This is a genomic window from Kitasatospora sp. NPDC056181 (genome assembly GCF_042266225.1).
In the GTDB taxonomy this organism is placed as follows: domain Bacteria; phylum Actinomycetota; class Actinomycetes; order Streptomycetales; family Streptomycetaceae; genus Kitasatospora.
In genome coordinates, this window is sequence record NZ_JBHJUK010000017.1 from 48,732 (window position 1) to 75,456 (window position 26,725).

Genomic DNA, 26,725 nt, shown 5'->3' on the forward strand with positions numbered 1-26,725 from the left:
CCCGTTCGGGCGAACACGCGCCGAATGGCCCCGCTGTCGGGGAAAGCGTCGGGGAGTATGCGGACTGTGCCGTACGTCACGGTGCGCGACCGCCGCACATGCCCGGCCGCCCCGCCGGGAAAACAGCGTCGGAGTCCGGGCTGATTGTCGGACTACATGTCAGTTTCGCTTCAGCGCAAGGAAGTTGAGGACTCATGCAGGTCTGGCCAGGGAAGCCCTACCCCCTCGGTGCCACCTACGACGGGGCCGGCACCAACTTCGCGGTGTTCTCGGAGGGCGCCGACCGGATCGAGCTCTGCCTGCTCGACGAGGACGGTTCGGAGACGGCCGTCGAACTGCGCGAGACGGACGCCTTCGTCCGGCACGCCTACCTGCCCGGCATCCAGCCCGGCCAACGGTACGGGTTCCGCGTCCACGGCCCGTACAACCCGGGCCTCGGCCAGCGGCACAACAGCGCCAAGCTGCTCCTGGACCCGTACGCCAAGGCGATGAGCGGGAACATCGACTGGGACGAGTCGGTCTACGGCTACCACTTCGGCGCCCCCGAGCGCCGCAACGACCTGGACTCCGCCCCGCACACCATGCACTCGGTCGTGATCAACCCGTACTTCGACTGGGGCACCGACCGGCCGCCGCGCACCGACTACCACCGCACCGTCGTCTACGAGGCCCACGTGAAGGGCCTCACCAGACTCCACCCCGGCATCCCCGAGGAGATCCGCGGCACCTACGCGGGCCTCGCCCACCCCGCGGTGATCGAGCACCTGGCCAAGCTGGGCGTCACCGCGATCGAGCTGATGCCGGTGCACCAGTTCGTCCGCGACCACCGGCTGCGCGACCTCGGCCTGGCCAACTACTGGGGCTACAACACCATCGGCTTCTTCGCCCCGCACTCCTCCTACTCCTCCACCGGGGACCGGGGCCAGCAGGTCCAGGAGTTCAAGTCGATGGTCAAGGCGCTGCACGCAGCCGGCATCGAGGTCATCCTGGACGTCGTCTACAACCACACCGCCGAGGGCAACCACCTCGGCCCCACCCTCTCGCTGCGCGGCCTGGACAACGTCTCCTACTACCGGCTCGCCCAGGACCAGCGCTTCTACGAGGACACCACCGGCACCGGCAACAGCCTGCTGATGCGCAGCCCGCACGTCCTCCAGCTGATCATGGACTCGCTGCGCTACTGGGTCACCGAGATGCACGTGGACGGCTTCCGCTTCGACCTCGCCGCCACCCTGGCCCGGCAGTTCCACGAGGTCGACCGACTCTCCTCCTTCTTCGACCTGGTCCAGCAGGACCCGGTCGTCTCCCAGGCCAAGCTGATCGCCGAACCCTGGGACCTCGGCGAGGGCGGCTACCAGGTCGGCAACTTCCCCCCGCTGTGGACGGAGTGGAACGGCATGTACCGGGACACCGTGCGCGACCTGTGGCGGGGCGAGAACGCCACCCTCGCCGAGTTCGGCTCCCGGCTCACCGGCTCCTCCGACCTCTACCAGGACGACGGCCGCCGGCCCATCGCCTCGATCAACTTCGTCACCTGCCACGACGGCTTCACACTGCGCGACCTGGTCTCGTACAACGAGAAGCACAACGAGGCCAACGGCGAGGACAACCGGGACGGCGAATCGTTCAACCGCTCCTGGAACTGCGGCACCGAGGGCCCCTGCACCGACCCCGCCGTCGAGGAGCTGCGCGCCCGCCAGCAGCGGAACCTGATCGCCACCCTGATGCTCTCCCAGGGCGTGCCGATGCTCTCGCACGGCGACGAGCTCGGCCGCACCCAGCACGGCAACAACAACGCCTACTGCCAGGACAACGAACTGACCTGGGTGCACTGGCCCGAGGAGGACGGGCCCGAGGCCCGGCTGCTGGAGTTCACCCAGGGCATGATCTGGCTCCGCCGCGACCACCCGGTCTTCCGGCGCCGCCGCTTCTTCCACGGCCGCCCGGTCTCCAGCCGTCCCGGCCCCGGCCGCCCGGCCGGCGGCGGCTACGAGGACCTCACCGACATCGCCTGGTTCACCCCCAGCGGGGAGGAGATGACCAAGCGCAACTGGGGCGCCAGCTACGCCAAGTCGCTCACCGTCTTCCTCAACGGGTACGCCATCTCGGAGCCGGACCGGCGCGGCGGGCGGATCGTCGACGACTCGTTCCTGCTGATGTTCAACGCCCACTTCGAGCCGCTGGAGTTCACCGTCCCGGCCGGCCACGGGCAGGAGTGGCAGATCGTGGTCGACACCGTGCAGCCCCGGCTGCCCGCCCCCGGCACCGGGTCCCGGGTCAAGGCCGGCGACGCCCTCTGGCTCACCGACCGCTCGCTGATGGTGCTCCAGCGGCCGGCCTAGGGGGCGGGACGGGGTGCGGGACGGGGCACGCGGAGGAGGGTGCTGGTCACCTGTTCGGATCAGCACCGGGTCTTGGCGGCGGGCTCGCGCGGGTACTCATGGACTCATGACCTCCGCCGCCGAGCCCGCGCAGCCCCGCCCGGCCGCTACTCCCCCGCCGACGCCGGCCGCCGCTCCCCCGCCGACACCGCCGGTACCGCCGACGCCGCCCGCACCGACGCCGCCCGCACCGCCGTCGGCCAGCTACCGGCTCCAGCTCCAGCCCGGCTTCACCCTCCGCGACGCCACCGCCGCCGTGCCCTACCTCGCCGCCCTCGGCGTCTCGCACCTGCACCTCTCCCCGCTGCTGGAGGCCTCGCCGGGCTCCACCCACGGGTACGACACCGTCGACCACGGCCGGATCGGCGAGCAGCTCGGCGGTGAGCCCGCACTGCGGGCGCTGGCCGCCGAGGCCCACCGGCACGGCCTGCGGCTGATCGCCGACGTGGTGCCCAACCACATGGCCGTCCCCGTCCCCGAGCAGCTCAACCAGCCGCTCTGGCACGTGCTGCGGGACGGGCCCGACTCGCCGTACGCACGCTGGTTCGACATCGACTGGGCCGCCCAGCCGGGGCCCCCGGACGCCCCGGACCGCGGGCGGGTGCTGCTGCCGCTGCTCGGCGACCGGCTCGGCGCGGTGCTCGGCGAGCTGGCCGTGGACGGTGACGTGCTCCGCTACCACGACCACGTCCTCCCCCTGCGGCCCGGCACCGCGGGCCTGCCCCTCCCCGAGCTGCTCGCCCGCCAGTGGTACCGGCTCGCCTGGTGGCGGCTGGCCCGCACAGAGCTGAACTACCGGCGGTTCTTCACCGTCAACGAGCTGATCGCCGTCCGGGTCGAGATCCCCGAGGTGTTCGAGGCCACCCACGGCGTCCTGCTGCGGCTGCACCGGGACGGCGTCCTGGACGGGTTCCGGATCGACCACCCCGACGGCCTCGCCGACCCCCGCGGCTACCTGCGGCGGCTCGCCGAGGCCACCGGCGGCGCGTACACGGTGGTGGAGAAGATCCTCACCGGCGACGAGCGCCTGCCCGCCGACTGGCCGTGCGCGGGCACCACCGGGTACGACGCGCTGCGCCGCATCGACGGCGTGCTCACCGACCACGCGGGCGCCTGCCGGCTGGCCGGGCGCTACGAGCACCACGTCAGCGGGGCCGCGCTCACCTCCGAGCCGTGCGCCGACCCGCACCCGGCCGTCGCGGCCGCCCGGCGCGGGCGGGCGGACATGACCGGGCCGCGGGGCGAGCTGGCCGCCGAGGTCGAGCGGCTGGTCCGGCTCGCCGTCCGGATCGGCGCCGCCGAGCCCGCGCACGCGGACCACGCGCCCTGGCAGCTGCGCGACGCCCTGCAACGGGTGCTCACCGGCTTCCCCGCGTACCGGCCCTACGCCCGGCCCGGCGAGCCGGCGCCCGCGGTCTCGGCGGAGCAGCTGGCGGCCGCGCTCGACGGCTCGGCGGACCCGTCCGACCGGCTGGTCGCGGAGCTGGCCCTCGGGCGGCTCGGCACCGGCCCCGAGAAGGACGAGTTCTGCGTGCGCTTCGCCCAGACCGCCGCCGCCGTCGCGGCCAAGGGCGTCGAGGACACCGCCTTCTACCGCTGGAACGCGCTGCTGAGCCTCAACGAGGTCGGCGGCGAGCCGGCCAGGCCCGGCCTGCACCCGGAGGACTTCCACGCCTGGTGCCACTACGTCGAACGGCACTGGCCGGCCACCATGACGGTGCTCTCCACCCACGACACCAAGCGCAGCGCCGACGCCCGCGCCCGCCTCGCCGTCCTCGCCGAACAGCCGGACGCATGGGCCGCCGAGGCCGCCGCCTGGTCCACCGCGGCCGGCCCGGGCGGCGACCGGGACGGCGACTGGCTGCTCTGGCAGACCCTGGTCGCGGCCTGGCCGATCACCCCGGAGCGGCTGGTCACCGCGCTGCTCAAGGCCGCCCGCGAGGCCAAGCTGAGCACCTCGTGGACGTCCCCGGACGCCGGCTACGAGCAGGCCCTCGCGGACCGCGCCCGCGCGGTGTACGGCAACCCGGGGCTGTTCCCCCGGATCGAGGGGTACGTGCGGATGCTCGCGCCGTACGCCCGGTCCAACACCCTCGCCGCGGCCCTGCTCCACCTCACCGTGCCGGGGGTGCCCGACCTCTACCAGGGCAGCGAGGAACCGCTGTACACCCTGGTCGACCCGGACAACCGCGGGGTGGTGGACCTCGGCGCGCTCGCCGTGCGCCTCACCGACTCGGCGACGCCCCGCCCGGGGGACCTGGCCCGGGAGAAGCTGCACCTCACCGCGACCGCCCTGCACCTGCGCCGGGCCCGCCCGCCGGGCGCCTACCGGCCGCTGACCGCCGTCGGCCCCTCGTCGGACCACCTGCTCGCCTTCGCCCGCGGGGACGACGCGGTCACGGCGGTGACCCGGCTGCCGTACGGCCTGGAGCGGGCCGGCGGCTGGCGCGACACCGTGCTGGAGCTGCCGGCCGGCGGCGGGTGGACGGACGAGCTGACCGGCCGCCGCTTCGCGGCCGGCCCGGTGCCGGTGACCGAGCTGCTGGCCGCCTCCCCGGTGGCCCTGCTGACCAGGGGGACCAGGGAGACCAAGGGGACCGGGCAGGCCGTTCGAACCGTTCAGGCCCACCGGGCCGACCGGGCCGGGAACACCGGCGAGACCGGAAGGGGCGACGCGTGACTCTGCCGGAGCTGCGGACGTACGAGGTGTGGGCGCCGGCCGCGGCCGGGCAGGTCGAGGTGGAGGTCGGCGGCGCCCGGCACCCGCTGGCCCGGGACGGCGCACGGGCCGGGTGGTGGCGCGGCGAGGCGCCCGCCGGGGACTACGCGTTCCGGCTGGACGGCGGCCCGCCGCTGCCCGACCCGCGCTCGCCCCGGCAGCCGCACGGCCCGGACGGGCCCAGCCGGCCCGTCGACCACGCCGCGTTCCGCTGGTCGCAGACCGGCTGGCGCGGCCGTCCGCTGCCCGGCGCCGTCCTGTACGAGCTTCACGTCGGCACCTTCACCGCCGCCGGCACCTTCGACGCGGCCGCCCGGCACCTGGAGCACCTGGCGGGACTGGGCGTGGACTTCGTCGAACTGCTGCCGGTCTGCCCGTTCCCCGGCCGGCACGGCTGGGGCTACGACGGCGTCTCGCTCTGGGCCGTCCACGAGCCGTACGGCGGGCCGGAGGGGCTCAAGCGCTTCGTCGACGCCGCGCACCGCACGGGCCTCGGCGTCGTCCTCGACGTGGTGCACAACCACCTCGGCCCCTCCGGCAACTACCTTCCCGCGTACGGCCCGTACTTCACCGACCGACACCACACCCCGTGGGGCTCGGCGGTCAACCTGGACGCGCCGGGCTCGGACGAGGTGCGCGCCTACCTGACCGGCAGCGCACTGGCCTGGCTGCGCGACTACCGGATCGACGGACTGCGACTGGACGCGGTGCACGCCCTCGCCGACGACCGCGCCGTCCACTTCCTGGAGGAACTCGCCACCGAGGTCGAGAAGTTGGCGATCGCCACCAACCGGCCGCTGTTCCTGGTCGCCGAGTCCGACCTCAACTCGCCGCGCACCACCGCCCCGCGCGAGGCCGGCGGCCAGGGCCTCACCGCCCAGTGGAGCGACGACTTCCACCACGCGTTGCACACCGCGCTCACCGGCGAATCCCAGGGCTACTACGGCGACTTCGCGGCCGCCCCGCTGGCGGCGGTCGCCCGCACGCTCACCCGCGGCTTCTTCCACGACGGCGGCTGGTCCTCGTTCCGGGGCCGCAGCCACGGCCGCCCGTTCCCGGCCGCCCACGGCCACCGGCTGCTCGGCTACCTCCAGACCCACGACCAGATCGGCAACCGGGCACTCGGCGACCGGCTCTCCACCAGCCTGAACCCCGGACAACTCGCCTGCGGGGCAGCACTGGTGCTCACCTCCCCGTTCACCCCGATGCTGTTCATGGGCGAGGAGTGGGGTGCGAGCACCCCCTGGCAGTACTTCACCGACCACACCGACCCGGACCTCGCCGAGGCCGTCCGGCAGGGCCGGCGGCGGGAGTTCGCCGAGCACGGCTGGCAGGCGGAGGCGGTGCCGGACCCGCAGGAGCCGGCCACCGTCCTGCGCTCCGTCCTCGACTGGACGGAGCCGAGGCGCGCCCCGCATTCCGAACTGCTCTCCTGGCACCGGACGTTGATCCGGCTGCGGCGCGACCGGCCGGAGCTGGCCGACCCGGACCTCTCGGCCGTGCGGGTGGGGTTCGACGAGGCGGCGCGGTGGCTGGTGGTGCACCGGGGGCCGTACCGGGTGGCGGTCAACCTGTCCGGCTCCTCCGCCGTACTGCCGTTGGGGGCGGCGGGGCGGGAGGTGGTGGCGGCCTTCGGGGAGGCCGCGATCGACGGTGCGGGCGTGCGGCTGGGCGCGGAGTCGGTGGCGGTCGTGCTGACCTGAGCGACCGGGCGCGGGCGGGGGTGCGAGGCGGGGGCGGGCGCGGTGCGGCCGGCGGGCCGACTCACCAGAGGAACGTGGCGATCCGCTCCCGCAGCGAGGCCGCGTCGAGGCCGTAGGCGGCCAGGTGCTCGGGGATCGAGCCGTAGTGCCGGTGCTCCTCGCGCGGCACGCCGAGGCCGAGCACCCGGTGCGGCCGGTCGTTCAGCGCGGCGTGCGCCTCGTTGGCGGAGGTCCCGGCCAGGTACGGCTCGACCAGCACCACGTCCGCCCGCCCGCCGACGGCCGCACGCAGCCCGGCCGCGTCGAACGGCCGCACGGTGGCCGCGTACACCACGGTGACGTCCAGGTTCTCGGTCGCCGCCAGAACGGCGTCCAGCATCGGGCCGACCGCCAGCACCACGCCCTTGGTGCCCGTGCGCACGGTGGTGAACCGCCCGGCCTCGACCGGCACCGCGGCGGCGTTCCGGTGCAGGGAGAGCCGCACGTACACGTTGCGGTCGCCGTCGGCCACGGCGTGGCGCAGCAGCTGCTCGGCCTCGTCCGGGTGGCCGGGCACGTGGACCGTCCAGCCGGGCAGCGTGTCCAGCAGCGCGACGTCACCGGGCGACATGTGGGTGCGGCCCCCGGCCGGCCAGTCGTACGAGCCTCCGGCGCTCACCAGGACGGCGCCGACGCCCTGGTGGCCGAGGTCCAACTTGACCTGTTCAAAGGGGCGTTCGACCAGGAAGCTGGCGAAGGTGTGGGCGATCGGCCGCATCCCGGTGAGCGCCAGGCCGCCGGCGGCGCCGATCAGCAGCTGCTCGCGGATCCCGACGTTGACCACCCGGTCGGGGTGACGCTCGGCGGCGGGGGCGAAGGCGGACGCGCTGATGTCGGCCAGCACGACGGCCAGCCGCGGGTCGTCGTCGAGCAGGCGGGTGGTCACGTCGAGGAAGCGCTCGCGCATGGTGTCCATCGGTCTGTTTTCCTTGCCTTCGGAGGGTGTCAGGAGGTCTTGGGGGCGGCCGGTCGGGTGTACCCGCCCGACGCGCCAGGGGTGCGCGGGCCCGGCGTGTCAGTACTCCTTGGGCTCGACGCGGGCGATCACCGCGCGGGGGCGGCCCGGGTGTTCGGCGGTGAACGCCGCGTACAGCGCCTCGTGGTCGCGCCCGTCCACCGTCTCGGCCGACCAGCCCTCGGCGGCGAAGCGCGCCGCGATGCCGCCCTGCCAGCCGTGCGTGGCGGAGGAGTTGTCGATGACGACGACGTGCAGCCGGTCCAGTCCGGTCGCACCGGCGAAGGCGACCGCCTCGTGGTTGGAGCCCTCGTCGAACTCGGCGTCCCCGACCAGTACCCAGACCGCCGAGTCGGTGAGCCCCTGGGCGCGCAGCCCGAGCGCGGTGCCGACCGCCAGCGGCAGCCCGTGCCCCAGCGAGCCGGAACCGATCTCCACGCCCGGCACCAGCGTGCGGTCCGGGTGGTGGCCGAGCGGCGAGTCGTACGCGCCGAAGCTCGGGAGCAGCGCCGGGTCGAGGAAGCCCTTGGCCGCGAGCACCGCGTAGTAGGCCATCGGGCCGTGGCCCTTGGAGAGCAGGAAGCGGTCGCGGTCCTGGGCCTCGGCGGTGGCCGGGGTGACCCGCAGGACCCGGTCGTAGAGCACCCACAGGGCGTCCAGCGTGGAGGTGGCCGCGGGGCCGTGCTTCTCGTCGCCGGTCATCCGGCTCATCAGGCCCGGGAGGTCCTCGAAGGTGACTTCGGTACGGGTGTTCGTCGTCATGCCCACGATGCTGCAACTTGAAGTCGACTTGAAGTCAAGCCGCTAGGGTGGTCCCCATGACCGCACCCGAGACCTCCGTCGGACCGAGCCGGCACGACCTGCTCACCATCGGCCAGCTCGCCGGCCGCAGCGGCCTCGCCACCTCGGCCCTGCGCTACTACGAGAAGCTCGGCCTGATCCACGCCACCCGCACCGCCGGCGGCCAGCGCCGCTACGCCCGCGGGACCCTGCGCCGGGTCGCCTTCGTGCGGGCCGCCCAGCGGGTCGGCCTCTCCCTGGACGAGGCCCGGGTCGCCCTCGACCGCCTCCCCGAGCGCCCCGCCCCCAGCGGCACCGAGTGGGACGGCGTCGCGGCGTCCTGGCAGAGCCGCATCGACGAGCAGATCGCCGAACTCGAACGTCTGAAGTCCAAGCTGGGCGGCTGCATCGGCTGCGGCTGCCTCTCCCTCACCCGCTGCGGCCTCTACAACGCCGGCGACCGCGCCGCCGACGCCGGCCCCGGCGCCCGGTACCTGCTCACCCGCGACCCCGACACCGGCCCCGAGCCCGTCCCCGCCGAACCCGCCCCCGCCGGGGACGGCCCCGCCGGCCGCTGACGGGCGGGCGCGGAGGCGTCGGCACTCAGGGGCCGGTGTTCAGGGGCGGTACTCAGGGGCGGTGCTCAGGGCCGGTGTTCAGGGGCGGGCGTCCCCGCGCAGCAGGCTGTAACGGACGATGTCGCGCCACGTGCCGTCGCGGAAGACCAGGCTGCGCTGTACGCCCTCACGGGTGAAGCCGCACTTCTCCAGGGCGCGCTGCTCGGCGAGGTTGACGGTCTCGGTGTCGGCCTCCAGGCGGACCACCGGCGAGTGCGCGAACAGGTAGTCCACCAGCAGGCGTTGGGCCTGCGTGCCGATGCCGCGGCCGCGGGCCTGCGGGATCAGCTGGATGCCGACGTTCCAGTACGGCGCGGCCGGCACCACCGCCGCCCGCCGCCAGGCCACGAAGCCGCAGAACTCGCCGCCGGACACCACCGCGAGCTGCGACTGGTCCGCCCCCAGCAGTCCGTCCTCCGCCCACTTCCGCCGCAGCCGGCCGGGGTCGGACCAGCCGTACCACTGGAGCGCGCCGACCGCCTCGGGGTCGCTCAACAGCCGCTCCAGGAGCGGGAGATCGGCTTCGGATATCGGACGGAGGATCACCCGGTCATCGCTCATCCGGCCACTGTAGCCACCGGCGGAGCGGGGGCCGGGACCTGGATCCTGATCGGGCGAGACCGGAACGGGCAGGTGCCGGTGATCCGCTGACGTCGGGTGCGGATCAACCGCGCCTGGAGGCGCCGTTCGATGACGGCCGTCCGGAAGCGGCACGAGCTGGTCCTCGGCGCCGGGATCCTCCGCATCGCCGTGAAAGGCGGCGACATCGGCCCGCTCCGGACCACCGGCGCCGCACTCCTGGCGGCGGCCGGACTGCTGCACCGACTGCTGCACCGGCTGTTCATCCGGCGCCAACGCCCTTGCGGCACTGGCGAACCGGCGCCGGCCGCCATACCGGCGATCGGCCGCTAAACGGCCCACAACGGCCCGGCCGCCGCCGCAGCGTCCCGTTCCGCCGAACCTCCCGGGACGACGCCGGCGGCGAGCACGACCGAGCTCCCGCGGACGGCCCACCGTTCACGGCCGCGCTCCCCGATGCGACGGCCGGCGCCGGCCGCGGAGAACAGGCCTCCGGAAGCAGGCCGTTGGCGCACCCCGGGCGGGAATCCCGGGCGTTCCCTAGCATGATCATCATGACCACGACCGACGCCGCCCGCCCCGGGCACCACCCCACGGCCAAGCCCTCGGCGATCGCACTCGCGGCCTGCTGGACGGCGGCCGCCGTCTGCTGGGTCGTCTTCGCCCTGACCTACGGGCCCAGCGAGGCCGAGGCGGCCGGCCGCGACAGCGACGACCTCATCGGCTTCGACCTCGCGAGGCTGCTCGCCGGCGTCCTCGCCCTCGGCGCGGCCACCCTGGCCACGCTCTGGCTGGCCGCCTTCCTCCGGCTGCGGAACGGCCTGAGCGGCAGCGCCGCCGCCTGGAGTGCCACGGTGCTGTCGGTCCTGGGCGTGGTGCTCTGGCTCCCGATGATCGCCGCGCTGCCGGCGGCCTGGGCCGTGGCGCTCGCCCTCTTCCTCGTGCTGATGGTGGGCGGGGCGTTCACGACCGCGTCGAGGGCGGACGCCCCGCCCACCGCCGGTACTCGCCCGTCGGATTCCTCGGCCCCCTCGGCGCTCGGGGGCTGAACGGGGTCAGAACGTCAGCGACCCGAAGGCGCCGCCCCGGCTGCCCCTCGCCCGGGCCCGCGGGCAGGGTCTGCGCGCACCGCCGGGCCGAGGGCCACTGGCGCGCGCAGGGACGGAGGAACTCCGGAGGAAGACGGCGAAGCCCTGGTCAGAGGCAGGTGCTCCCGGCAGGGACCGGAGAGTCGTTGACATTATGCAGGTGATTGCCTGCATAATGCCGGACGTGAGCCACGAAGCGACAGCGACGGACGCCGCGTTCAAAGCACTGGCCGACCCCACCCGGCGGCTCCTGCTCGACCGCCTGCGCGAGCACAACGGTCAGACCCTGGGCGAGCTGTGCGAACGCCTGGCCATGGCCCGCCAGTCGGCGACACAGCATCTCGACGTCCTGGCGCAGGCCAACCTCGTGACCGTCGTACGGCGGGGACGGGAACGACTCCACTACCTCAACCCGGCGCCGATCCACGAGATCGAGGAGCGCTGGATCTCGAAGTTCGACAGGCCCCGCCTGCAAGCGCTCAGTGCCATCAGGAATCTCGCCGAGGAGTACGCCATGGCCAACGCACCCACATCGGTGCCGACTTACGTCTACGTCACCTACATCCGCGCGAAAGCGGAGCAGGTGTGGCAGGCCCTGACGGACGCGGACCTCACCGCGCGCTACTGGGCCCACGCCAACGTGTCGGACTGGCAGCCGGGCTCGGCCTGGGAGCACCGGCGCGTCGACGGATCAGGCCGCGTCGACGTCGTCGGCAAGGTCCTCAGGGCCGAGCCCCCGACGCTGCTGAGCATCACGTTCGAGGACTCCCCGGACGCCGAGGCGCCGAGGGAGCCGTCGGTCGTCACCTTCCTCGTCGAACCGCACGAGGACATCGTCCGCCTCACCGTGACCCACGAGAACCTCCCCAACGTGGAGATGCTCAAAGGCATTTCGCGCGGATGGCCGGCCGTGCTGGCCAACCTCAAGTCGCTGCTGGAGACCGGCGACGTCCTCCCGCAGGCACCCTGGGAGATGTCCGGCACGCACGCCTGACGCCCGGGGCGGCGGTCGCCACCACCCCTCCCGCCACCACCCCTCCCGTCATCGCCCCGCAGTTCACCCCGCAGTTCACCCCGCAGTTCACTCCGCGCCCGACCGCAGAAGGAAGAGAACATGCTGGACACGACCCCGCTCCGAGACGCCTACCGCACCCTCCTGGACGCCGCCGCCACGGTGGCCGACTCCGACGGACCGAGCCCCACCCCGCCGGCCGGCGAGTGGAACGCCGACCAGATCCTGGCGCATGTCTCCCTCGTCAGCGCGGCCACCATCAGCGCCGTCTCCTCCGTCGCCTCGGGGGCCATCGCCACGTACGACAACCGCGCGGCGCTCGACACCTGGACCATCGACCGGGTCATCGCACTCGCGGGCGACAACGCGGGGCTGCGCGACCGCGTCCGCCTCCAGGGACAGGCCCTCTGCGCACTCGGCGGACCCATGCTGAGCGAGGTCGAACTCGACATCCGGGTGCCCACCCTGCTCCTGTCCAACGGCGCGCTCCTGGCCGACCAGCCCATGCCCCTGCGCGACCTCATCACCGGCCTGGCCGACGTGGAGCTTCCCGGCCACACGAAGCAGCTGCTGGCGCTCCTGTAGGAGGACCGGAGCCGGCACGCATGCGGAGTGGGAAGTCGGACGGGCCGACTTCCCACTCCGTTCGCGTATTTCAGAGCGCCGCGGCGACGGCGGCCGCGACGAAGACCACCTGAAGGGCGCTGCGGGCGGGCAGCGGCGTCACCGGCTTTCCGGCGAGGGTGAGTCCGCCGCGGGCCGCGTACACGTTGGCCGGGAACATCGCGAGCATCAGCAGCGCCAGGCCGGCGGCGGCGAGCGGCGCGAGCGGGGGGACGATCAGGCCGACGGCGCTGGCCAGCTCCAGGACACCGGTGAGGGTGACCAACAGGTCGGGCCGGGGCAGCGCCGGCGGGATCATCGCGACGAAGTCGCGACGCCAGGACGCGACGAAGTGCGGAACGCCGGTGGTGGCGAACATCAGCGCGAGGCCGCCGCGCAGGGCGGGCTGCCAGGCGTCGAGGCCGTCGAGGGCCAGCAGGCCGAGCAGGCGCAGAACGGCGAAGCCGCCGACGAGGGCAATGAGCGGGATCATCCCGTCCTCCGATCCTGGAATCTTGTCAGTGGAAAGATTGGGGCAGGCGGGCAATCTTGTCAATGCCTAGATACATTGGAGCGACACCTCGAACGACTGGAGAGCAGCGGTGGGACAGAGTGACCAGCCGAGCTATCACCACGGCAACCTGCGCCGCGCGGTACTGGACGCGGCCCTGGCCGCGATCACCGAGTCCGGCCCGTCCGGCTGGAGCCTGCGCGAGCTGGCCCGGCGTGCGGGGGTGTCGCACGCGGCGCCCGCGCACCACTTCGGGGACAAGACGGGGGTACTGACGGCGGTCGCCGCCGAGGGCTTCGAGCTGTTCGCCGACAGCCTGGAGCGCGCGGCCGGCGATCCGTACGGCGCTGGCGTCGCGTACGTGCGCTTCGCCGTCGACCACCGGCCGTACTTCGAGGTGATGTTCCGGCCGGAGCTGTACCGGGCCGACGACCCCGGCATGGCGACGGCCCGCGAGCGCGCGGGCGCGGTACTGGCCGCGAGTGCACGGAAGTTGGCGCCGGGCGAGCAGCCGGACCGGGCGACGACGATCGCGGCATGGTCTCTGGCCCACGGCTTCGCCGGCCTCTGGCTGAGCGGCGCCCTGCCGGAGAGCGAGAACGGCGACGTGGAGGAGTTGGCCCGCTCGGTGCTGGGGCTGCTCTTCAAGCGGGACTAGGAGCCACCGGCGTAGGAGCCACCGGCGAACGGGGCGTTCGAGGCACCGGCCGGCGGGGCGGCCGGTGCCCTTCATGAGCGCAGAGGCCGTGACAGTGCCTCAGTCGCACAGGGCCGCCGTCTGCGCCTTCAACAGCCCCTCACTGCGAGACGGGACGGGCCTCTCCTTCCTCAGCTCTGCGCCGAGGTCGTAGACGTTGACGGCGAAGACCAGTTGGCGCTCACCGTCGGCGGTTGTGAGGGACATACTGGTGTAGCCGGGCCCGGCGCCGTCGGTCGACCAGACACCGACCGGCCTGGCGTCCGCCCCCGAGCCGCATGTCACCTCCTCGCGCTGCACGCCGAGTCCGTACGCCGGCTCGTCGGGGAACTCCACCGTGGTCAGGAGTTCGCGCTGCTGGGCGGGGCGCAGCAGCTTGCCGGTGAACAGGGCCCGGTGGAAACGGGCCAGGTCGTCGACGGTCGAGATCATGGCGCCGGCGGTCCAGTCGTACGACGGGCTGAACCGGGTCACATCGCGTCCCTTGAGGTCGTACCCGTGCAGATGAGGGCCGTGAACGGTCGGATCGGTCAGCGGGAAGGAGGTGTCGTCCAGACCGAGCGGGGCGAGGATCCGCCGATGGATCTCGGAGGACGCGCTTCGATGTGTGACCGCCTCGATCACCAGCCCGGCGAGCAGGTAGTTGGTGTTGGAGTACGACCACCCGCCGCCGGGCGCGAACAGCGGCTCGTGCCGGACGGCGCGGGCGATCACCTCCCGAGGGGTGTAGACGTGGCTCCAGTCGTGGCGCTCCAGGTAGGGGGCGAAGAACTCCGGCTCGTTGGTGGGGTCGTAGATGCCCGAGGTGTGGTTGAGCAGCTGCCGGACGGTGATGGCCCCGCCGTCGTTGCCGCTGCCCCGGACCACTCCGGGCAGCCACTTCTCCACGCTGTCGTCGAGCGAGAGCCGCCCTTCGCCCTCCAGTTGCAGAAGCACCGTCGACACGAACGACTTGGTGTTGCTGGCGATCCGGAACCGCTGGTCCGGCCGGGCTCGCTCGCCGGTCGCCGTGTCCGCGAGCCCCGCCGCCATCCGTGACTCCCGCGCTCCGTTCCTGGCATACGCCACGGCAGCCGGGAATCCGTCCGCGACCGTCTGCTCGACGGCCGCCTTGAGGCCGGCGGGCGGCGAGGCCGGCGCCCGCTCCGCCGCAGCCGCAGCCGCAGCCGCAGGGAAGATCCCCGATACCGCCACCGCGCAAATCCCCACCCACAGTGCTGCGGCCCCCGCACGTGCCTTCACCGATCACTCCTGTTCCTGTTGCCTGCCTGCGCTCTTCCTGCCCCAGCGTGCCGGGCCACCGCAGCAGCAGCCCACCGTGCTGACACCCAAGTCGATACGGCGGTTTCCCACACCCCCACCCCGCCCCGTTGCTCGCCGAGTCCGTGCACGGCGTGGTCCTGACCAACGTTGCCGAGGCTCGGGCAGAGCCCATCGGGTCGCGCCGGCCCGGGGAACTGCAGAAAGGCGGCAAGGCATCGATGGCGAGCCCGTACGAAGCCCGTCCGTTGTCGTGAGGCCGGCGGCCGGCTGTTCGACGACCGGGCGCAAGGAACTCATTGATCACGCGAACCCGTGCCCACTGGCGCCCTGGAGGGTCTGCGGGTGGCGGAGCAGGAAGTCGACGGGGCCGACTTCCTGCTCCGGGGTGAGCGCAGCGTCGTCAGCGTGGGTGCTGCGAGGCGAGCGAGGCCAGGACACGTTCCCGGATGCGGGCGGACGCGGCCGGGAAGACACGGGACAACTCGGCGTCGAGGCGCCGGCGTTCGGCACGCAGGAGGCGCGCGACGGGGGCACGGGAGCAGTGCAAGAACCACCAGGGGCAGATGCGCTGGATCATCGGCCGGCCTCCGTCTCGGTCCAGTGGATGCGAAGGTGCTGGACGCCCCCGGGGAGGACGACCGGGAGGCACAACGGCCCGGTGTAGTTGAGGTGTTCGGCGACGACGCGCTCGGCACAGGGGCCGGTGAGGTAGCGCTCGAACCACGCCCACTGCGGTCTGCGGAGCGGGTGGAACCGGAGGGCGGACCAGAGCGAGTCCAGAGCCTCGGGGAGGAGCGGATAGGTCGTCGGCGGCATGATCCCGGTGATCTCGGCCGTGACGAGACGGGCCTCCCTCATGCGACACGCTCCGCGAGGGGGGTGGCAGCGGGGGCGATCTCGGCCCAGATGATCTTGCCGACGCCCACCCGCGGGCAGCAACCCCAGCGGCTGGCCAGGGACTTGACGAGGATGAGCCCCCGCCCGGACTCGTCGTCCGCGTCGACCGGGCGGAGAACGGGCCCGCGGTCCGTCCGCGCGTCGTGGACCTCGATCCGGAGCCGGGAGGGGTCGAGGTCGAGGACGAGGAGCACCCTGCGACCGAGGGGCGTGCCGTGCACGACGGCGTTGGTCACGAGCTCGGAGACCAGCAACAGCCCGACGTCGGCGAAGCGTTGGCCATCGGGGACGCGCGCGAGCAGCCGTTCGAGCTGCCGGCGGGCCTCGGCGGGCGATCGCCGGCTGCGCGGCAGCCAGCAGTCGGTCCGGGCGGCGGGGACAGGGGTCAGGTCAGCGATTTCGCACATGGGGGAGCCACCTTCCAGGCGCAGTGAGGTGATGGCGAGTTGGAGAGGAGAGGCGGGCAGCGGAGGGCAAAGGAATGCCCGGCGACCAGCCGCCTTGATCACTCAGACGAACCGTCGAGTTACTCCCTGTAGAGTGCCCTCTCGGGGCGATTGCATGCAACCGCTTCCGCCAAGCAATTGCGCGATCATGAAGGATGGTTGAGCCCCAGAAGGGGGTGGCAGACTATGCACGGAACCAACCAGGCAGGGAGTGTGACGAGTGGGCAGTCCGACCGTGCTGCGGCGTAGGCTCGGCGGCGAACTTGGCAAGTTGCGCGCCTCGCGCGAGATGAACGCCAAGGATGTGGCCGCTGCGCTCGGTTGGTCCGCTTCGAAGCTGAGCAGGATCGAGAGCGGGCAAGTTCCCCTGCAAGAACGGGATGCGGCCAAGCTGCTCGCTCACTACGGCGTCAGCTCACCCGAAGAGGTGAAGCACTTCCTCAGCCTCACCCGGCAGAGTCGACAGCAGGGTTGGTGGCACGCCTACGGCGATGCCCTACCCGAATGGTTTCGCGCCTACGTGGGCTTCGAATCCGACGCCACGAAGATCGTCACCTATCAGTGCGAGCTGGTTCCGGGGCTTCTCCAGACCGAGAAGTACGCCCGACACGTCATTCGGGCGATGAAACCGACGGAGTCCACGGAGGATGTCGAACGCCGAGTGGCACTCCGAATGGCACGTCAACAAATCCTCGACCGACATGACCCGCCCCAGCTCTGGGCCATCATCGGCGAGGCGGTGATACGACGCCCCGTAGGCGACGGTCCCGCAATGGCCGAGCAGCTGAATCACCTGGCCGACATGGCCGACGAGCGACCTAACGTCACCATCCAGGTCCTCCCGTTCTCAGCTGGGGCGCATGCTGCCATGGGAGCATCCTTCTCGGTGCTGTCATTCAGCGACATCCCAGGCAGCGTGGCCTACTCCGAGGCAACAACCAGCAGCATCTACACGGAGCGCCCAGCTGAGGTCGCCCGCCACGAGGATGCATTCCTTCGCCTCATGGCGGCATCGGTCCAACCCGAGAAGTCCATCTCCTGGTTGAGAAAAGTCGCAGAGGAGCACAGCGAATGAAGCACGACCTCCAAGGCGCCAAGTGGCGCAAGAGCACCTACAGCAATGGCGAAGGCGACTGCATCGAGGTCGCTGACGGATTTCACGGACTCATGCCCGTGCGGGACAGCAAGGACCCCCATGGGCCGGCGCTCACCTTCACCGCCGACGCCTGGCGCGCCTTCATCACCGCCATCCACGCCGGCGAACTCTGACTCACCGGAGTCAAGGAGGGGCATGACTGTGACAACTGACCTGGCCTGGCGCAAGAGCAGCTACAGCGGCGGCGAGGGTGGCGATTGCATCGAGGTCGCCGACGGCGTTCCCAACACCGTTCCCGTCCGGGACAGCAAGGACCCCCACGGGCCTGCGCTCACCTTCACGGCCGACGCCTGGCGATCCTTCATCACCGCCATCCACGCCGGAGAGCTCTGACCCACCGGAGCCGCAGAGGGGCAGGCCCGGGCGTGGACGCGCCCGAGCCTGCCCCTCCTGCTCTCCCCCACTCCCCTACTCCCCCACTCCCCTACCGCGGGGGGACCGCGCGGTCGTAGACGTTGTCCGGGGTCACGATCTCGGTGATCGCCCGTGCGAGCAGCGTGCTCGGCTCCTGCCCCTGGTACGAGACGTCCGTGTTGATCAGGAGCACCAGGGTGGCCTTCCGCGACGGCAGGTAGACAGTCACGCTCTCGTAGCCCGGTGTCGATCCGTTGTGCCCGATCCAGCCGCCGGTCTCGAAGATGCCGAGGCCGTAGCTGGTCCCCGGGAAGCCGGTCGGCAGGGTCTTGAGCCGCTCCGCCTGCGTCTGCGGGCTGAGCAGCCTTCCCGTGGCGACGACCTCCGCCCAGCGGCGCAGGTCGTGCAGGTCCGAGATCATCGCCCCTGCTGCCCAGGCCCAACTCTGGTTCCAGTCCGTGGAGTCGCCGATCTCGCCGCTCGGCGTCTGGTTCGTGTAGCCGCGTGCGTGCGGCTCGGGGAACTCGGAGCCCGCCGGGAACAGCGTGTTGCGCAGGTGGGCGGGGCGGAGCACCCGCTGGTGGATGAAGTCGGCGAGGGGGTGGCCGCCGATCTTCTCGACCACCAGGCCGAGCAGGATCAGGTTGGTGTTCGAGTACTGGAACGTCTCACCGGGCTTTGCCGTGTTGTCGTGCTTGAAGCCGTACGCGAGGAGCTCCTGTGGTGTGAAGGTGCGGCCCGGGTCGCCCTCCAGCGTCCGGATGAAGTCCGGGTCGGCTGTGTACGGGAAGAGGCCGCTGCGCATCTCGGCGAGCTGGCGCAGCGTGATCCGCTCACCGTCGGGCACGCAGTCGACGTAGGCCGAGATCGGGTCGTCCAGCCCGATCCGGCCCTCGTCGACGAGCTCCAGCAGCGCGGTGACCGTGAAGGTCTTGGTCTCGCTGCCGATCCGCATGAAGAGGTCGGTACTCATCGGCCTGCGGGTGGTGGTGTCGGCGACCCCGGTCGCGCGGACGTAGCTCCCCTGGCCCGGCATCCAGAGTCCGGCGATGACGCCGGGAATGCCGGCCTGCCGGCGGACGTCCTCGACGGCCTTGTCCAGCCGGGCGGTCAGCTCGGGCCCGAGACCGTCCGTCGGGTACCCGTCCTGCTCGTACCGGTCGGACGCGGCGCCGTGGGCGGCCGTGGCGGGCGTCGCCGTCGTCGGGAACAGCACGGCCGCCACGAGCAGCGCTGCGGCGAACACACGGCGGGCGGGGGTACGTCTCATCTCGGGGCGCCTCTTCCAGGTCAGGGCTCAGGCGGCAAGGTCACCATCCCGGGCCCGTGCCGAAGGCTCCCGGCCCGGTCGTCCGTCCGCGTGTCCACCCGTTCGGCACCCCGCGGGCCCACCCGGCCGGCACCCACGGAGGCACCCCGGAGGCGATCCCGGAGGCACCCCCCGACCGTGGCGAAAGCGTTATCCGGACCCCCGGAAGCGCAGGGGCGGCCGACGCCCGGGAAGGGCCCGTGACGCCCTCCCGAGGCGGTCCGGCCGGACTCGCAGGGGGGCCTGCGGGGGATGGGGTTCCCGGGCCGCGGAAGGGGCCCAGCCGGGCGGCAGGGGGAGCCGTCGCACCATCTCTGACCAGGGATTTCCCACTCTCCCGGCACTAAAATTCACAGCAGCGGACGGGACGACGTCCGCCCGTACAGGGGGCTGTGAATGCATCGCGACATCCGTACCACCGAAGACGTCCTGCGCCTGCTGGACCGGCTCTTCCTCCCCGAGGCCGACCGCTGGACCGACGGCGCCTCCGACTGGTGGGACGCCTTCTACTCGGACCGCACCGCCGACCGCCCGTTCTTCGTCCCGAAGCCCGACGAGAACCTCGTCTCCTACCTCGACCGCGGCCTGCTCGCCGCCCTCGGCCGCGCGCTGGACCTCGGGACCGGGCCGGGGCGCAACGCCGTCCACCTCGCCTCGCTGGGCTTCGAGGTGGACGCCGTCGACCTCTCCCCGACCGCGGTCGCCTGGGCGCGGGAGCGGGCCGCCGAGGCCGGCGCCAACGTCCGGTTCCACTGCGGGAACATCTTCGACGTCGAACTCCCGCACCAGCAGTACGACCTGGTGTACGACTCGGGCTGCCTGCACCACCTCCCGCCGCACCGCCGGGTCAGCTACCTCGCGCTCCTCGACCGCGTCCTCGCGCCCGGCGGCCACCTCGTCGTGAACGCCTTCGCCGCCGGGGCGATGGGCTGCGAACTGCCCGACGAGGAGCTGTATCGCAACGGCCGGCTGGAGGGCGGACTCGCCTACACGCCGGACGAACTCCGCCATCTCTTCTCCGACTTCACCGAGATCGAGATCCGCCCGATGGAGCCCCAGCCGGCCGGCTCGCCGCTCTTCGGCATCCCGGTCCTCCTCACCGCCCTGTTCCGGCGCCCGGCCGCCGGCCGGCCCCTCTCCTTCTGATCACGCCGGACCGGCGGGCTCCTCAAGCGAGGGCCGGCTCCGGAATCGCTCAGAGGCGTCGGGGTCCGACGCCGTCCTCGCCGAGTTCGTCGCCGGGGTTCAGCAGGGCACAGGCCTTCATCGAGAGGCAGCCGCAGCCGATGCACCCCGTGAGTTCGGCCTCAAGCCGTTCGATGGTCTGTCGGCGCTCCTCCAGACGGCGCTTCCAGCCGCGCGAGGCGCGCTGCCACTCGTGGTGGCTCGGCGGCCGGTCGAGCGGCACGTCGGCGAACGCCTCCCGGAGGTCCTGCAGCGGGATGCCGATCCGTTTCGCCACCGAGACCAGGGCGACCCGGCGCAGCATGTGCCGTGGGTAGCGGCGCTGGTTGCGCTCGTCGCGTTCGGACGAGATCAGACCGAGCTCCTCGTAGAACCGCAGGGCGGACACCGCCGCCCCGGTCCGCGCGCTGACCTCGCCGATGCCCAGCCAGTCGTCCGGGGCCGCCCCTGAACCGCCGGGCCGATGGGTCGTCATGCACAGCCTCCTCTTGACCTCAAGTTTACTTGAGGCCCTACGGTCGGCTGCGCCAGAGCGGCAAGCAGCACCGACCCGGAGAGGACGGCAGCCCGATGACGTTTGTGATCGCCCTGCCCTGTGTGGACGTCAAGGACAAGGCGTGCCTGGACGAGTGCCCCGTCGACTGCATCTACGAGGGGGAGCGGATGCTCTACGTCCAACCCGACGAGTGCATCGACTGCGGCGCCTGCGAACCGGTCTGCCCGGTCGAGGCGATCTACTTCGAGGACGACACCCCAGAGCCGTGGCAGGCGTTCAACACGGCGAACGCCGAGTTTTTCACCGACCTCGGCTCCCCGGGCGGCAGCGCGAGGCTCGGCCTGATCGAGAAGGACCATCCGATGGTGGCGGCGCTGCCGGTCCAGGATCCCGCCTGACCTGACCCACCGGGATGCCGGGCCCTCGTGTCCGGACCCCGCCGGCCGGCGCCCGGCGGGGTCCGGAGGCCGGGGCCGGCGGGGTCCGGAACCCGGGGGCCCGGACCTCACCCCCGGTCCCACGACGCGCCCGTCCCGCCCGCGCCGGTGTCAGCGGCGCGGGCCGGGCTGGGTGGTGGCCGGCGGGGTGGTGGCCGGCGGGGTGGTGGCCGGCGCGTTCGGGCTGCCGGTCGCGGTCTGGGTCGGGTCGGGCTTGGGGGCCGGGTCGGGGATGTCGGCCATCTTCAGGGACTGCTTGGGCGCGCCCCGCAGGGCCTGGTTCATCGCGTCGCGCCAGATCGGACCGGGGCCGTCGGCGCCGAACACCTCGGTGTGGTACTTCCCGTTGATGGTGATGTTCCGCATCTCGACGCCGCCGTTGGGGCCGCCGAGCCAGACGGAGGTGGCGAGCTGCGGGGTGTAGCCGCTGAACCAGGCGGCCTTCTTGTGGTCCGAGGTGCCGGTCTTGCCGGCGATCTGCCGGTTGCCCTCCAGGTTGAGCGCCGCGCCGGTCCCGTTGTTCTCGGTCACGCCGTTCAGGATGGTGTTCAGCGCCCGGGCCGTGTCCTCGGAGAACACCTGCGTGCACTGGCCGGCCGGGGCGGGGACGTCCTTGCCGTCCACCGTGGTGATCTTGGTGATGGCCTTCGGGGTGCAGTACTTGCCCTCGGCGGCGAAGGTCGCGTAGACGTTGGCCATGGTCAACGGGCTCACCTCCTCAACTCCCAGGGCCATCGCGGGGACCTCCTCCAGGGGCTTGCCGCTGGCCTTGGCGGTGATGCCGAGCTTGTTGGCCATCTGCTTGACCGGGCAGAGGCCGATCTCCTCCTCCATCTGCACGAAGTAGGTGTTCACCGACAGGGCCATCGCCTGCTTCAGCTGGTAGGGGCCCTTCTCGCTCGCGGACTCGTTGGGCACCACCGTCTTGGGGCGGCCGGTGTTCTTCCAGGTCCCCTCGCACATCTTCATGGTCGGGTACTCGAGCCTGTTCGGGGACGAGTACTCCTGGGTCGGCGGCAGGCCCGCCTCCAGCGCCGCCGCCGCGACGACCGGCTTGAACGTGGAGCCGGGCTGGAAGCCGTTGCCGCCGCCCATCGACGCGTCGACGTTGAGGTTGACGACGGTCTGGTTCTTCTCCTTCACCAGGCCGTACGGGCGGGTCTGGGCCATCGCCAGGATCTTGCCGGATCCGGGCTCGACCATGGTGGCGGCGGCCGAGACGCTGTCGGTGACCCGCACGTTGCCGCTCACCGCGTCCTGCGCGGCGGCCTGCTTGTCCGGGTCGAGGGTGGTGTAGATGTTCAGGCCGCCCTGGTCCCAGAACTTCTTCCGCTCGGCGGCGGACTTGCCGAAGACCGGGTCCTGCTTGACCACCTCGCGCACGTAGACGCAGAAGAAGCCCATGCCCGCCCTCGCGGTGATGCAGCCGTTCTGCGGGTCCTTGAACTTCAGGCCCAGCGGGGCGGCCTTGGCCTCCTTGGCCTGGTCCGCGGTGATGTGCTTGTTCTCGACCATCTTGTCGAGCACCACGTTGCGGCGCTTGACCGTGTTCTCCGGGTAGCGCACCGGGTCGAACGACGAGGGGTTCTGCACCATGCCGGCCAGCGTGGCGGCCTCGGCGACGGTGAGGTCCTTGTTGCTCTTGCTGAAGTACCGCTGGGAGGCGGCCTCGACCCCGTAGGCCTGGTGGCCGTAGAAGGTGATGTTCAGGTAGTTGGTGAGGATCTGCTCCTTCGTCAGGTCCTCCTCCAGCTTGATCGCGACCTTCAGCTCCTGGATCTTGCGGCCCAGGGTCTTGCGCTGGGCCTCCCGGACGGCGGCCTGGTCGTCGCCGGCCTGCTCCACGTTGACGTTCTTCACGTACTGCTGGGTCAGCGTCGAAGCGCCCTGGGAGGCGGTGCCGCTCTCCGCGTTCTTGCCGACCGCGCGGAGCACGCCCTTGAGGTCGACGGCGCCGTGCTCGTAGAAGCGGGCGTCCTCGATGTCGACCTGCGCCTGCCGCATGAACGGCGACATCTGGTCGGCGGCCAGGACGGTGCGGTCGCGCTCGTAGACCTTGGCGATCAGGCCGCCCTTGGCGTCGAAGATCTGGGTGGCCTGGGTCAGCGGCGGGGTCTTGAAGTCGTCCGGGATGTCCTCGAAGCTCTCCGCCGTGTTCTTGGCCGTCAGCCCGAGCGCGCCGACGGCGGGCAGGGCCAAGCCCGCCAGCAGCCCACCGGAGAGCACGCTCACGAGCAGGAAGGTCCCGCCGTGGCGGACCAGCCGAAGCGGCGACCTCCGGGCCGGAGGGGCTTCTTCACCGTCTGGTGAATTCGATATCGGCGGGGTATTCGAGGTCATATCGGGATGCTAAGCCCCCGCCGTCCCATGAATCGAACGATTTCTCGTGCAATCTGTCACGGCCGTGCAACAAAGGCCTGGGGCCACCCACGTCAAGCTCCCTCTGGCTCCTTCGTACACTTTCCAAAACGGCAGGAGGAAATACGGAGTCCTCGGAATTCACCAAGCCCCCCCCCGCCGACGGCACGGACCGAACGAATCCGTACCGGAGGACCGCCACCCGCCCGCAGGCGCGTGCCGACACCCGATCCGCACCCGTACAACCGTGACTTCGCGTGTCGCACCCCGCGTGTCGCGCCCTCCCGGTCCGACGAACCCTGACATCACTAAGACGCCGCGAGCGGGGCGTTATGTTGCACAGCGCCTGGCAGGCTCCGCAGCCCGCTCCGTCCGGGTCGCGCGGCGGTGGAGCGGGTTCCACCGTGGACGCCGGCGGGCGATGTTCGGGTGCGGATCGACGGTCCCTCAGAAAGGCAGCCCACTTCGGTCCTTCCGCCCCCGCAGTCGGTTGCCGGGACCACGGACCGCCCGTGGTGCGGTCGGGCGCGGCACGCGTTCCCGTTCCTCCGGGGCGGTGACGGCCGGCATCCACGCGCCCGCGCCTCGATGCCACGATGCCGCGGCAGCACGGTGCCGAGCCGCCGGCCGCCCCTCCGATTCCCTTTCCCGTCAAGGACTTTGGCGCCCTCACCCCGCCGATCCCGGGTGGGAGTGGGGAAGGTGACCCCTCCGCCGTACGGCCCGCCGCCACCGATCAGCGAACACGACCGCGACACGGCCGTACGGCGCCTGCAGGAGGCGTACGCCGAAGGGCACATCTCGCACCGGGAGATGGACGAGCGCCTGGACCAGCTGCTCACCGCCGGGACGCACGGCGAGCTCGCGTCGGTGCCGGCCTCGCTCCCGCAGGGGAGTCCGGGCACCACGTCGACGATCGCTCCCGCCGGGCGGATCCGGCGGCGCAGGGCGTGGCGGGTGCCGCGCGTCCTCAAGGTCGAGTCCGCGTTCGGACGGGTGCGCCTGAACCTCTCCCGGGCGGTCGTCGAGCCCCCGGTCGTCGACATCGAGCTGCACCTCGGCACCGGCAGCGCCAGGATCACGGTTCCCCGTGACGCGGTCGTCGACGTCGAGGAGCTGAAAGCCGGGTGGAAGGCCCCGCGCTACCGGGCCGGGCGGCGCTACCGGGCCGGTCGGCACTCCCGGCCCGGTAGCCCGAGGATCCGGATCTCCCGGGCCGTGGGGATGGGACGGCTGAAGATCCGTCACGCGCGACGCTGAACCCCCGGCCGTCCGCAACGGGCCTCAGCGCCCGCCCGCGCCCGACTTCCCCGTACCCGACTTCCCGGTACCCGACTCCCCCGTGACCGCCGCCTCGTACGCGCGCAGCGTGTCCACGAACATCCGCCGCTGCTCCGGGGTCAGCGGCGCCAGCGCCTTGCGCCAGGCCGCCGCCCCCGGGGCGAGCCAGCCGGCGATGGCGGGCTGCTGGTCGGGGGCGATGGCGACGATCCTCCGCCGCCGGTCGGCCTCGTCCTCGCGGCGCTCCAGGATGCCCTGACGGCTCAGTTCGCCGACCATCAGGCTCACCGTGGTCGGCGCGACCTCCAGGCGGGCGGCCAGCTCGTTGACGGTGAGCGGGCCGTCGAGGAGCAGGTAGGAGAGCAGCGACAGGTGCCGGGGGGCGAGGGCGAAGGAGCGCAGCGCCTCGGGCGGCGGGATCTTCTTCACCCTGCCGACCATCCGCGGCATGAGCAACAGCAGCGCACGGACCGCGTCGTCGGCGCCGCCGCCGTCGGTGCCCTCGTCGCCCGCCTGCGGCGTTGACATCGCACACCCCTCTCCAGTTACCTTTGAACTCAAAGATGTTTTACGTGCAAAGCGAACTGCACGCCCATGGTACGAACGAGCCGAACGGAGCTCCACCATGCCGCACTACAGCCTGCACATCCGCGAGGAAGCCCTCGACGGGACCGTCGAACCCCGGCTCATCCGCGCCCTCACCGACGCGATCGTCAGCGTGTTCGGCGAGGGCGTCCGGCCGATCGTCGGGGTCGAGCTGATCGGCGTCCCGCAGCACCGCCGGGGCGTCGGCGGCGTACCGACGACTGACGATGCCCCGCAGGTCACCCTCAGCATGAGGGAGGCCGCCTACCACCTCGACCAGGTGCCGGACGCGCCGGCCCGACTGATCGCCGCCACCACCGACGCCCTCGCCGCCGTCCTCGGCGAGGAGGCCCGAGGCCGGACCGTCGTCACCATCGAGGGCGTCCCGGCCGGCCGCAGCGGCGTGGGCGGGCAGGTGGCCTGACGCCCGCGGTGCGGCGGCGCGGTGGCGTGGCGGCGCCGCCTCGCCGACGGGATGGCCCCGTCGGCGCGGTGGCACCGCCGTCGGATGGCCACGCCGGCGGGGTGGCCATCCGCCGGGCGACCATCCGACGGGTGGCCATCCGACGTGCGGCCTCGTCATATGACAGTCGTCATACGGTAGACGTGAGGTTGGATCCTTCCGGCGGCAACCGGCCTACCGGCATAGTCGTACTCGCCGGCGAGGGCCGGACGAGGACCGAACCGGGGGACACCATGAGCAGCGCGGCCACTGAGACCGAAGCCACCGCCACCACCACTGCCACCATTGCCGGCGAGGCCGCCAAGCCGGTGCCCACCGTCGCGGAACTGCGCCTCCCCACCTGGTACTTCGGCTTCGAAGGTGGCATCGCCGGCGCCTTCGACCTGCTGCACGCCTTCCCCGCGGCCTGGCCCGCCCTGGTCGCACTGATCGCCGCCAACATCGCGGTCTCCCTCACCGTGCTGCGCCCGCGACTGAAGCTCGCGGCGCTGCTGTGGCGCGGCAAGAGCACCCGCAACATCGCCCTCGCCCTGCTCGGCCTGCGCATCGGCAGCCACGTGGCCCTGGGCGCGATCGGCTTCGGAGTCACCTCCACCCTCGGCCACGTCGCCTTCGCGGTCGTGATGGCCGCCCTGACCATCACGCTGATGGCCTACGCCCAGCGCACCTCGCTCCGCGCGCTGGTCGCCGCCGGGAAGGCCACCGCGGCCTGAGCGGAAGTCCCCGGAACAGCCGTGGGGGGCCCGCGGGGGCGGCCCGGGGGGGGGGGCGCGCCGGCCGCACCCGCCCCCCCACAAAGAAGAACCCGCCG

Annotated in this window: 29 protein-coding genes; 17 read left to right on the forward strand and 12 right to left on the reverse strand. The window is 72.3% G+C overall.

Features of this window, described 5'->3' with window-relative positions; all coding sequences use genetic code 11:
• The first annotated feature begins 194 nt into the window (after positions 1 to 194).
• From glgX to treZ, 3 genes are all read left to right on the forward strand, one after another.
• Positions 195 to 2,342 carry a glycogen debranching protein GlgX gene (gene glgX, locus ACFC1F_RS09975; protein WP_209412057.1) on the forward strand — a complete coding sequence of 716 codons (2,148 nt, stop codon included), beginning with the start codon at positions 195 to 197 and terminating at the stop codon, positions 2,340 to 2,342.
• 106 nt (positions 2,343 to 2,448) lie between these two features.
• The gene (gene treY / locus ACFC1F_RS09980; protein WP_376156932.1) at positions 2,449 to 5,061 is read left to right on the forward strand and encodes a malto-oligosyltrehalose synthase; all 2,613 of its coding nucleotides are present in this window, start codon (positions 2,449 to 2,451) and stop codon (positions 5,059 to 5,061) included.
• A complete protein-coding gene (treZ, locus tag ACFC1F_RS09985; protein ID WP_376156933.1) occupies positions 5,058 to 6,803 on the forward strand; it encodes a malto-oligosyltrehalose trehalohydrolase in 1,746 nt (581 codons plus the stop codon). The genes treY and treZ overlap by 4 nt, the downstream gene beginning before the upstream one ends.
• 61 nt (positions 6,804 to 6,864) lie before the next feature.
• Here treZ and ACFC1F_RS09990 read toward each other — a convergent pair whose 3' ends face one another.
• Together ACFC1F_RS09990 and ACFC1F_RS09995 are read right to left on the reverse strand one after the other, a co-directional pair.
• On the reverse strand, positions 6,865 to 7,758 hold the full coding sequence (locus ACFC1F_RS09990) for a transketolase family protein (RefSeq protein ID WP_209412055.1): 894 nt from the start codon (positions 7,756 to 7,758) through the stop codon (positions 6,865 to 6,867).
• 99 nt (positions 7,759 to 7,857) lie between these two features.
• Positions 7,858 to 8,559: a thiamine pyrophosphate-dependent enzyme gene (locus ACFC1F_RS09995; protein ID WP_376156936.1), complete on the reverse strand. Its 702-nt coding sequence runs from the start codon at positions 8,557 to 8,559 to the stop codon at positions 7,858 to 7,860.
• A 56-nt stretch (positions 8,560 to 8,615) separates the two neighbouring features.
• Between ACFC1F_RS09995 and soxR (ACFC1F_RS10000) the strand changes: the two genes are divergently transcribed.
• Positions 8,616 to 9,155, forward strand: a complete 540-nt coding sequence (gene soxR, locus ACFC1F_RS10000; protein ID WP_209412053.1) for a redox-sensitive transcriptional activator SoxR — start codon at positions 8,616 to 8,618, stop codon at positions 9,153 to 9,155.
• 78 nt (positions 9,156 to 9,233) lie between these two features.
• Here soxR (ACFC1F_RS10000) and ACFC1F_RS10005 read toward each other — a convergent pair whose 3' ends face one another.
• Entirely contained in the window at positions 9,234 to 9,755 is a 522-nt protein-coding gene (locus ACFC1F_RS10005; RefSeq protein ID WP_376156938.1) for a GNAT family N-acetyltransferase, read from the reverse strand.
• Positions 9,756 to 9,884: 129 nt separating this feature from the next.
• Here ACFC1F_RS10005 and ACFC1F_RS10010 point away from each other — a divergent pair, with 129 nt between their 5' ends.
• From ACFC1F_RS10010 to ACFC1F_RS10025, 4 genes are all read left to right on the forward strand, one after another.
• Positions 9,885 to 10,106, forward strand: a complete 222-nt coding sequence (locus ACFC1F_RS10010) for a hypothetical protein (RefSeq protein ID WP_376156939.1) — start codon at positions 9,885 to 9,887, stop codon at positions 10,104 to 10,106.
• A gap of 221 nt (positions 10,107 to 10,327) precedes the next feature.
• Positions 10,328 to 10,822 carry a hypothetical protein gene (locus tag ACFC1F_RS10015; protein ID WP_376156941.1) on the forward strand — a complete coding sequence of 165 codons (495 nt, stop codon included), beginning with the start codon at positions 10,328 to 10,330 and terminating at the stop codon, positions 10,820 to 10,822.
• A gap of 223 nt (positions 10,823 to 11,045) precedes the next feature.
• A complete protein-coding gene (locus ACFC1F_RS10020; protein ID WP_376156942.1) occupies positions 11,046 to 11,855 on the forward strand; it encodes an ArsR/SmtB family transcription factor in 810 nt (269 codons plus the stop codon).
• Between the two features lie 120 nt (positions 11,856 to 11,975).
• Positions 11,976 to 12,458, forward strand: coding sequence for a hypothetical protein (locus ACFC1F_RS10025; RefSeq protein WP_376156944.1), 483 nt, complete (start codon positions 11,976 to 11,978; stop codon positions 12,456 to 12,458).
• A 70-nt stretch (positions 12,459 to 12,528) separates the two neighbouring features.
• Here ACFC1F_RS10025 and ACFC1F_RS10030 read toward each other — a convergent pair whose 3' ends face one another.
• Positions 12,529 to 12,969 carry a DoxX family protein gene (locus ACFC1F_RS10030; RefSeq protein WP_376156945.1) on the reverse strand — a complete coding sequence of 147 codons (441 nt, stop codon included), beginning with the start codon at positions 12,967 to 12,969 and terminating at the stop codon, positions 12,529 to 12,531.
• A 109-nt stretch (positions 12,970 to 13,078) separates the two neighbouring features.
• Here ACFC1F_RS10030 and ACFC1F_RS10035 point away from each other — a divergent pair, with 109 nt between their 5' ends.
• Positions 13,079 to 13,645: a TetR/AcrR family transcriptional regulator gene (locus ACFC1F_RS10035; protein WP_376156946.1), complete on the forward strand. Its 567-nt coding sequence runs from the start codon at positions 13,079 to 13,081 to the stop codon at positions 13,643 to 13,645.
• A gap of 99 nt (positions 13,646 to 13,744) precedes the next feature.
• Here ACFC1F_RS10035 and ACFC1F_RS10040 read toward each other — a convergent pair whose 3' ends face one another.
• The 4 genes from ACFC1F_RS10040 to ACFC1F_RS10055 all read right to left on the reverse strand — a co-directional run bounded on the left by ACFC1F_RS10040 (position 13,745) and on the right by ACFC1F_RS10055 (position 16,251).
• Complete coding sequence (locus ACFC1F_RS10040) at positions 13,745 to 14,926, reverse strand: serine hydrolase domain-containing protein (RefSeq protein ID WP_376156947.1); 1,182 nt, start codon at positions 14,924 to 14,926, stop codon at positions 13,745 to 13,747.
• A gap of 421 nt (positions 14,927 to 15,347) precedes the next feature.
• The gene (locus ACFC1F_RS10045; protein WP_209412046.1) at positions 15,348 to 15,524 is read right to left on the reverse strand and encodes a hypothetical protein; all 177 of its coding nucleotides are present in this window, start codon (positions 15,522 to 15,524) and stop codon (positions 15,348 to 15,350) included.
• Positions 15,521 to 15,805, reverse strand: coding sequence for a hypothetical protein (locus ACFC1F_RS10050; protein WP_376156949.1), 285 nt, complete (start codon positions 15,803 to 15,805; stop codon positions 15,521 to 15,523). Before ACFC1F_RS10050 ends, ACFC1F_RS10045 begins: the two co-directional genes overlap by 4 nt.
• The gene (locus tag ACFC1F_RS10055) at positions 15,802 to 16,251 is read right to left on the reverse strand and encodes an ATP-binding protein (RefSeq protein ID WP_376156951.1); all 450 of its coding nucleotides are present in this window, start codon (positions 16,249 to 16,251) and stop codon (positions 15,802 to 15,804) included. Before ACFC1F_RS10055 ends, ACFC1F_RS10050 begins: the two co-directional genes overlap by 4 nt.
• Before the next feature lie 259 nt (positions 16,252 to 16,510).
• Here ACFC1F_RS10055 and ACFC1F_RS10060 point away from each other — a divergent pair, with 259 nt between their 5' ends.
• From ACFC1F_RS10060 to ACFC1F_RS10070, 3 genes are read left to right on the forward strand one after another with little or no spacing between them, the layout of a single operon-like run.
• Positions 16,511 to 17,365 carry a helix-turn-helix domain-containing protein gene (locus tag ACFC1F_RS10060; protein ID WP_376156952.1) on the forward strand — a complete coding sequence of 285 codons (855 nt, stop codon included), beginning with the start codon at positions 16,511 to 16,513 and terminating at the stop codon, positions 17,363 to 17,365.
• Positions 17,362 to 17,559: a DUF397 domain-containing protein gene (locus tag ACFC1F_RS10065; protein ID WP_376156954.1), complete on the forward strand. Its 198-nt coding sequence runs from the start codon at positions 17,362 to 17,364 to the stop codon at positions 17,557 to 17,559. Before ACFC1F_RS10060 ends, ACFC1F_RS10065 begins: the two co-directional genes overlap by 4 nt.
• Before the next feature lie 22 nt (positions 17,560 to 17,581).
• Positions 17,582 to 17,779, forward strand: coding sequence for a DUF397 domain-containing protein (locus tag ACFC1F_RS10070; protein ID WP_376156956.1), 198 nt, complete (start codon positions 17,582 to 17,584; stop codon positions 17,777 to 17,779).
• Positions 17,780 to 17,870: 91 nt separating this feature from the next.
• Here ACFC1F_RS10070 and ACFC1F_RS10075 read toward each other — a convergent pair whose 3' ends face one another.
• On the reverse strand, positions 17,871 to 19,070 hold the full coding sequence (locus ACFC1F_RS10075; protein ID WP_376156958.1) for a serine hydrolase domain-containing protein: 1,200 nt from the start codon (positions 19,068 to 19,070) through the stop codon (positions 17,871 to 17,873).
• Positions 19,071 to 19,505: 435 nt separating this feature from the next.
• On the opposite strand from ACFC1F_RS10075, the gene ACFC1F_RS10080 reads away from it, so the two are divergent.
• Complete coding sequence (locus ACFC1F_RS10080; RefSeq protein ID WP_376156960.1) at positions 19,506 to 20,255, forward strand: class I SAM-dependent methyltransferase; 750 nt, start codon at positions 19,506 to 19,508, stop codon at positions 20,253 to 20,255.
• A gap of 49 nt (positions 20,256 to 20,304) precedes the next feature.
• On the opposite strand, the gene soxR (ACFC1F_RS10085) is transcribed toward ACFC1F_RS10080, so the two are convergent.
• A complete protein-coding gene (gene soxR, locus ACFC1F_RS10085; RefSeq protein WP_209412039.1) occupies positions 20,305 to 20,769 on the reverse strand; it encodes a redox-sensitive transcriptional activator SoxR in 465 nt (154 codons plus the stop codon).
• 95 nt (positions 20,770 to 20,864) lie between these two features.
• Between soxR (ACFC1F_RS10085) and fdxA the strand changes: the two genes are divergently transcribed.
• Complete coding sequence (gene fdxA / locus ACFC1F_RS10090; RefSeq protein WP_209412038.1) at positions 20,865 to 21,188, forward strand: ferredoxin; 324 nt, start codon at positions 20,865 to 20,867, stop codon at positions 21,186 to 21,188.
• A gap of 150 nt (positions 21,189 to 21,338) precedes the next feature.
• Here fdxA and ACFC1F_RS10095 read toward each other — a convergent pair whose 3' ends face one another.
• A complete protein-coding gene (locus tag ACFC1F_RS10095; protein ID WP_376156962.1) occupies positions 21,339 to 23,459 on the reverse strand; it encodes a transglycosylase domain-containing protein in 2,121 nt (706 codons plus the stop codon).
• 828 nt (positions 23,460 to 24,287) lie between these two features.
• On the opposite strand from ACFC1F_RS10095, the gene ACFC1F_RS10100 reads away from it, so the two are divergent.
• Positions 24,288 to 24,845, forward strand: a complete 558-nt coding sequence (locus ACFC1F_RS10100) for a DUF1707 domain-containing protein (protein WP_376156964.1) — start codon at positions 24,288 to 24,290, stop codon at positions 24,843 to 24,845.
• Between the two features lie 24 nt (positions 24,846 to 24,869).
• On the opposite strand, the gene ACFC1F_RS10105 is transcribed toward ACFC1F_RS10100, so the two are convergent.
• Entirely contained in the window at positions 24,870 to 25,394 is a 525-nt protein-coding gene (locus ACFC1F_RS10105; protein ID WP_376156966.1) for a MarR family transcriptional regulator, read from the reverse strand.
• 97 nt (positions 25,395 to 25,491) lie between these two features.
• Here ACFC1F_RS10105 and ACFC1F_RS10110 point away from each other — a divergent pair, with 97 nt between their 5' ends.
• Positions 25,492 to 25,875: a 4-oxalocrotonate tautomerase family protein gene (locus tag ACFC1F_RS10110; protein ID WP_376156968.1), complete on the forward strand. Its 384-nt coding sequence runs from the start codon at positions 25,492 to 25,494 to the stop codon at positions 25,873 to 25,875.
• Positions 25,876 to 26,147: 272 nt separating this feature from the next.
• Positions 26,148 to 26,627, forward strand: a complete 480-nt coding sequence (locus ACFC1F_RS10115) for a hypothetical protein (protein WP_376156969.1) — start codon at positions 26,148 to 26,150, stop codon at positions 26,625 to 26,627.
• The last annotated feature ends 98 nt before the right edge of the window (positions 26,628 to 26,725 follow it).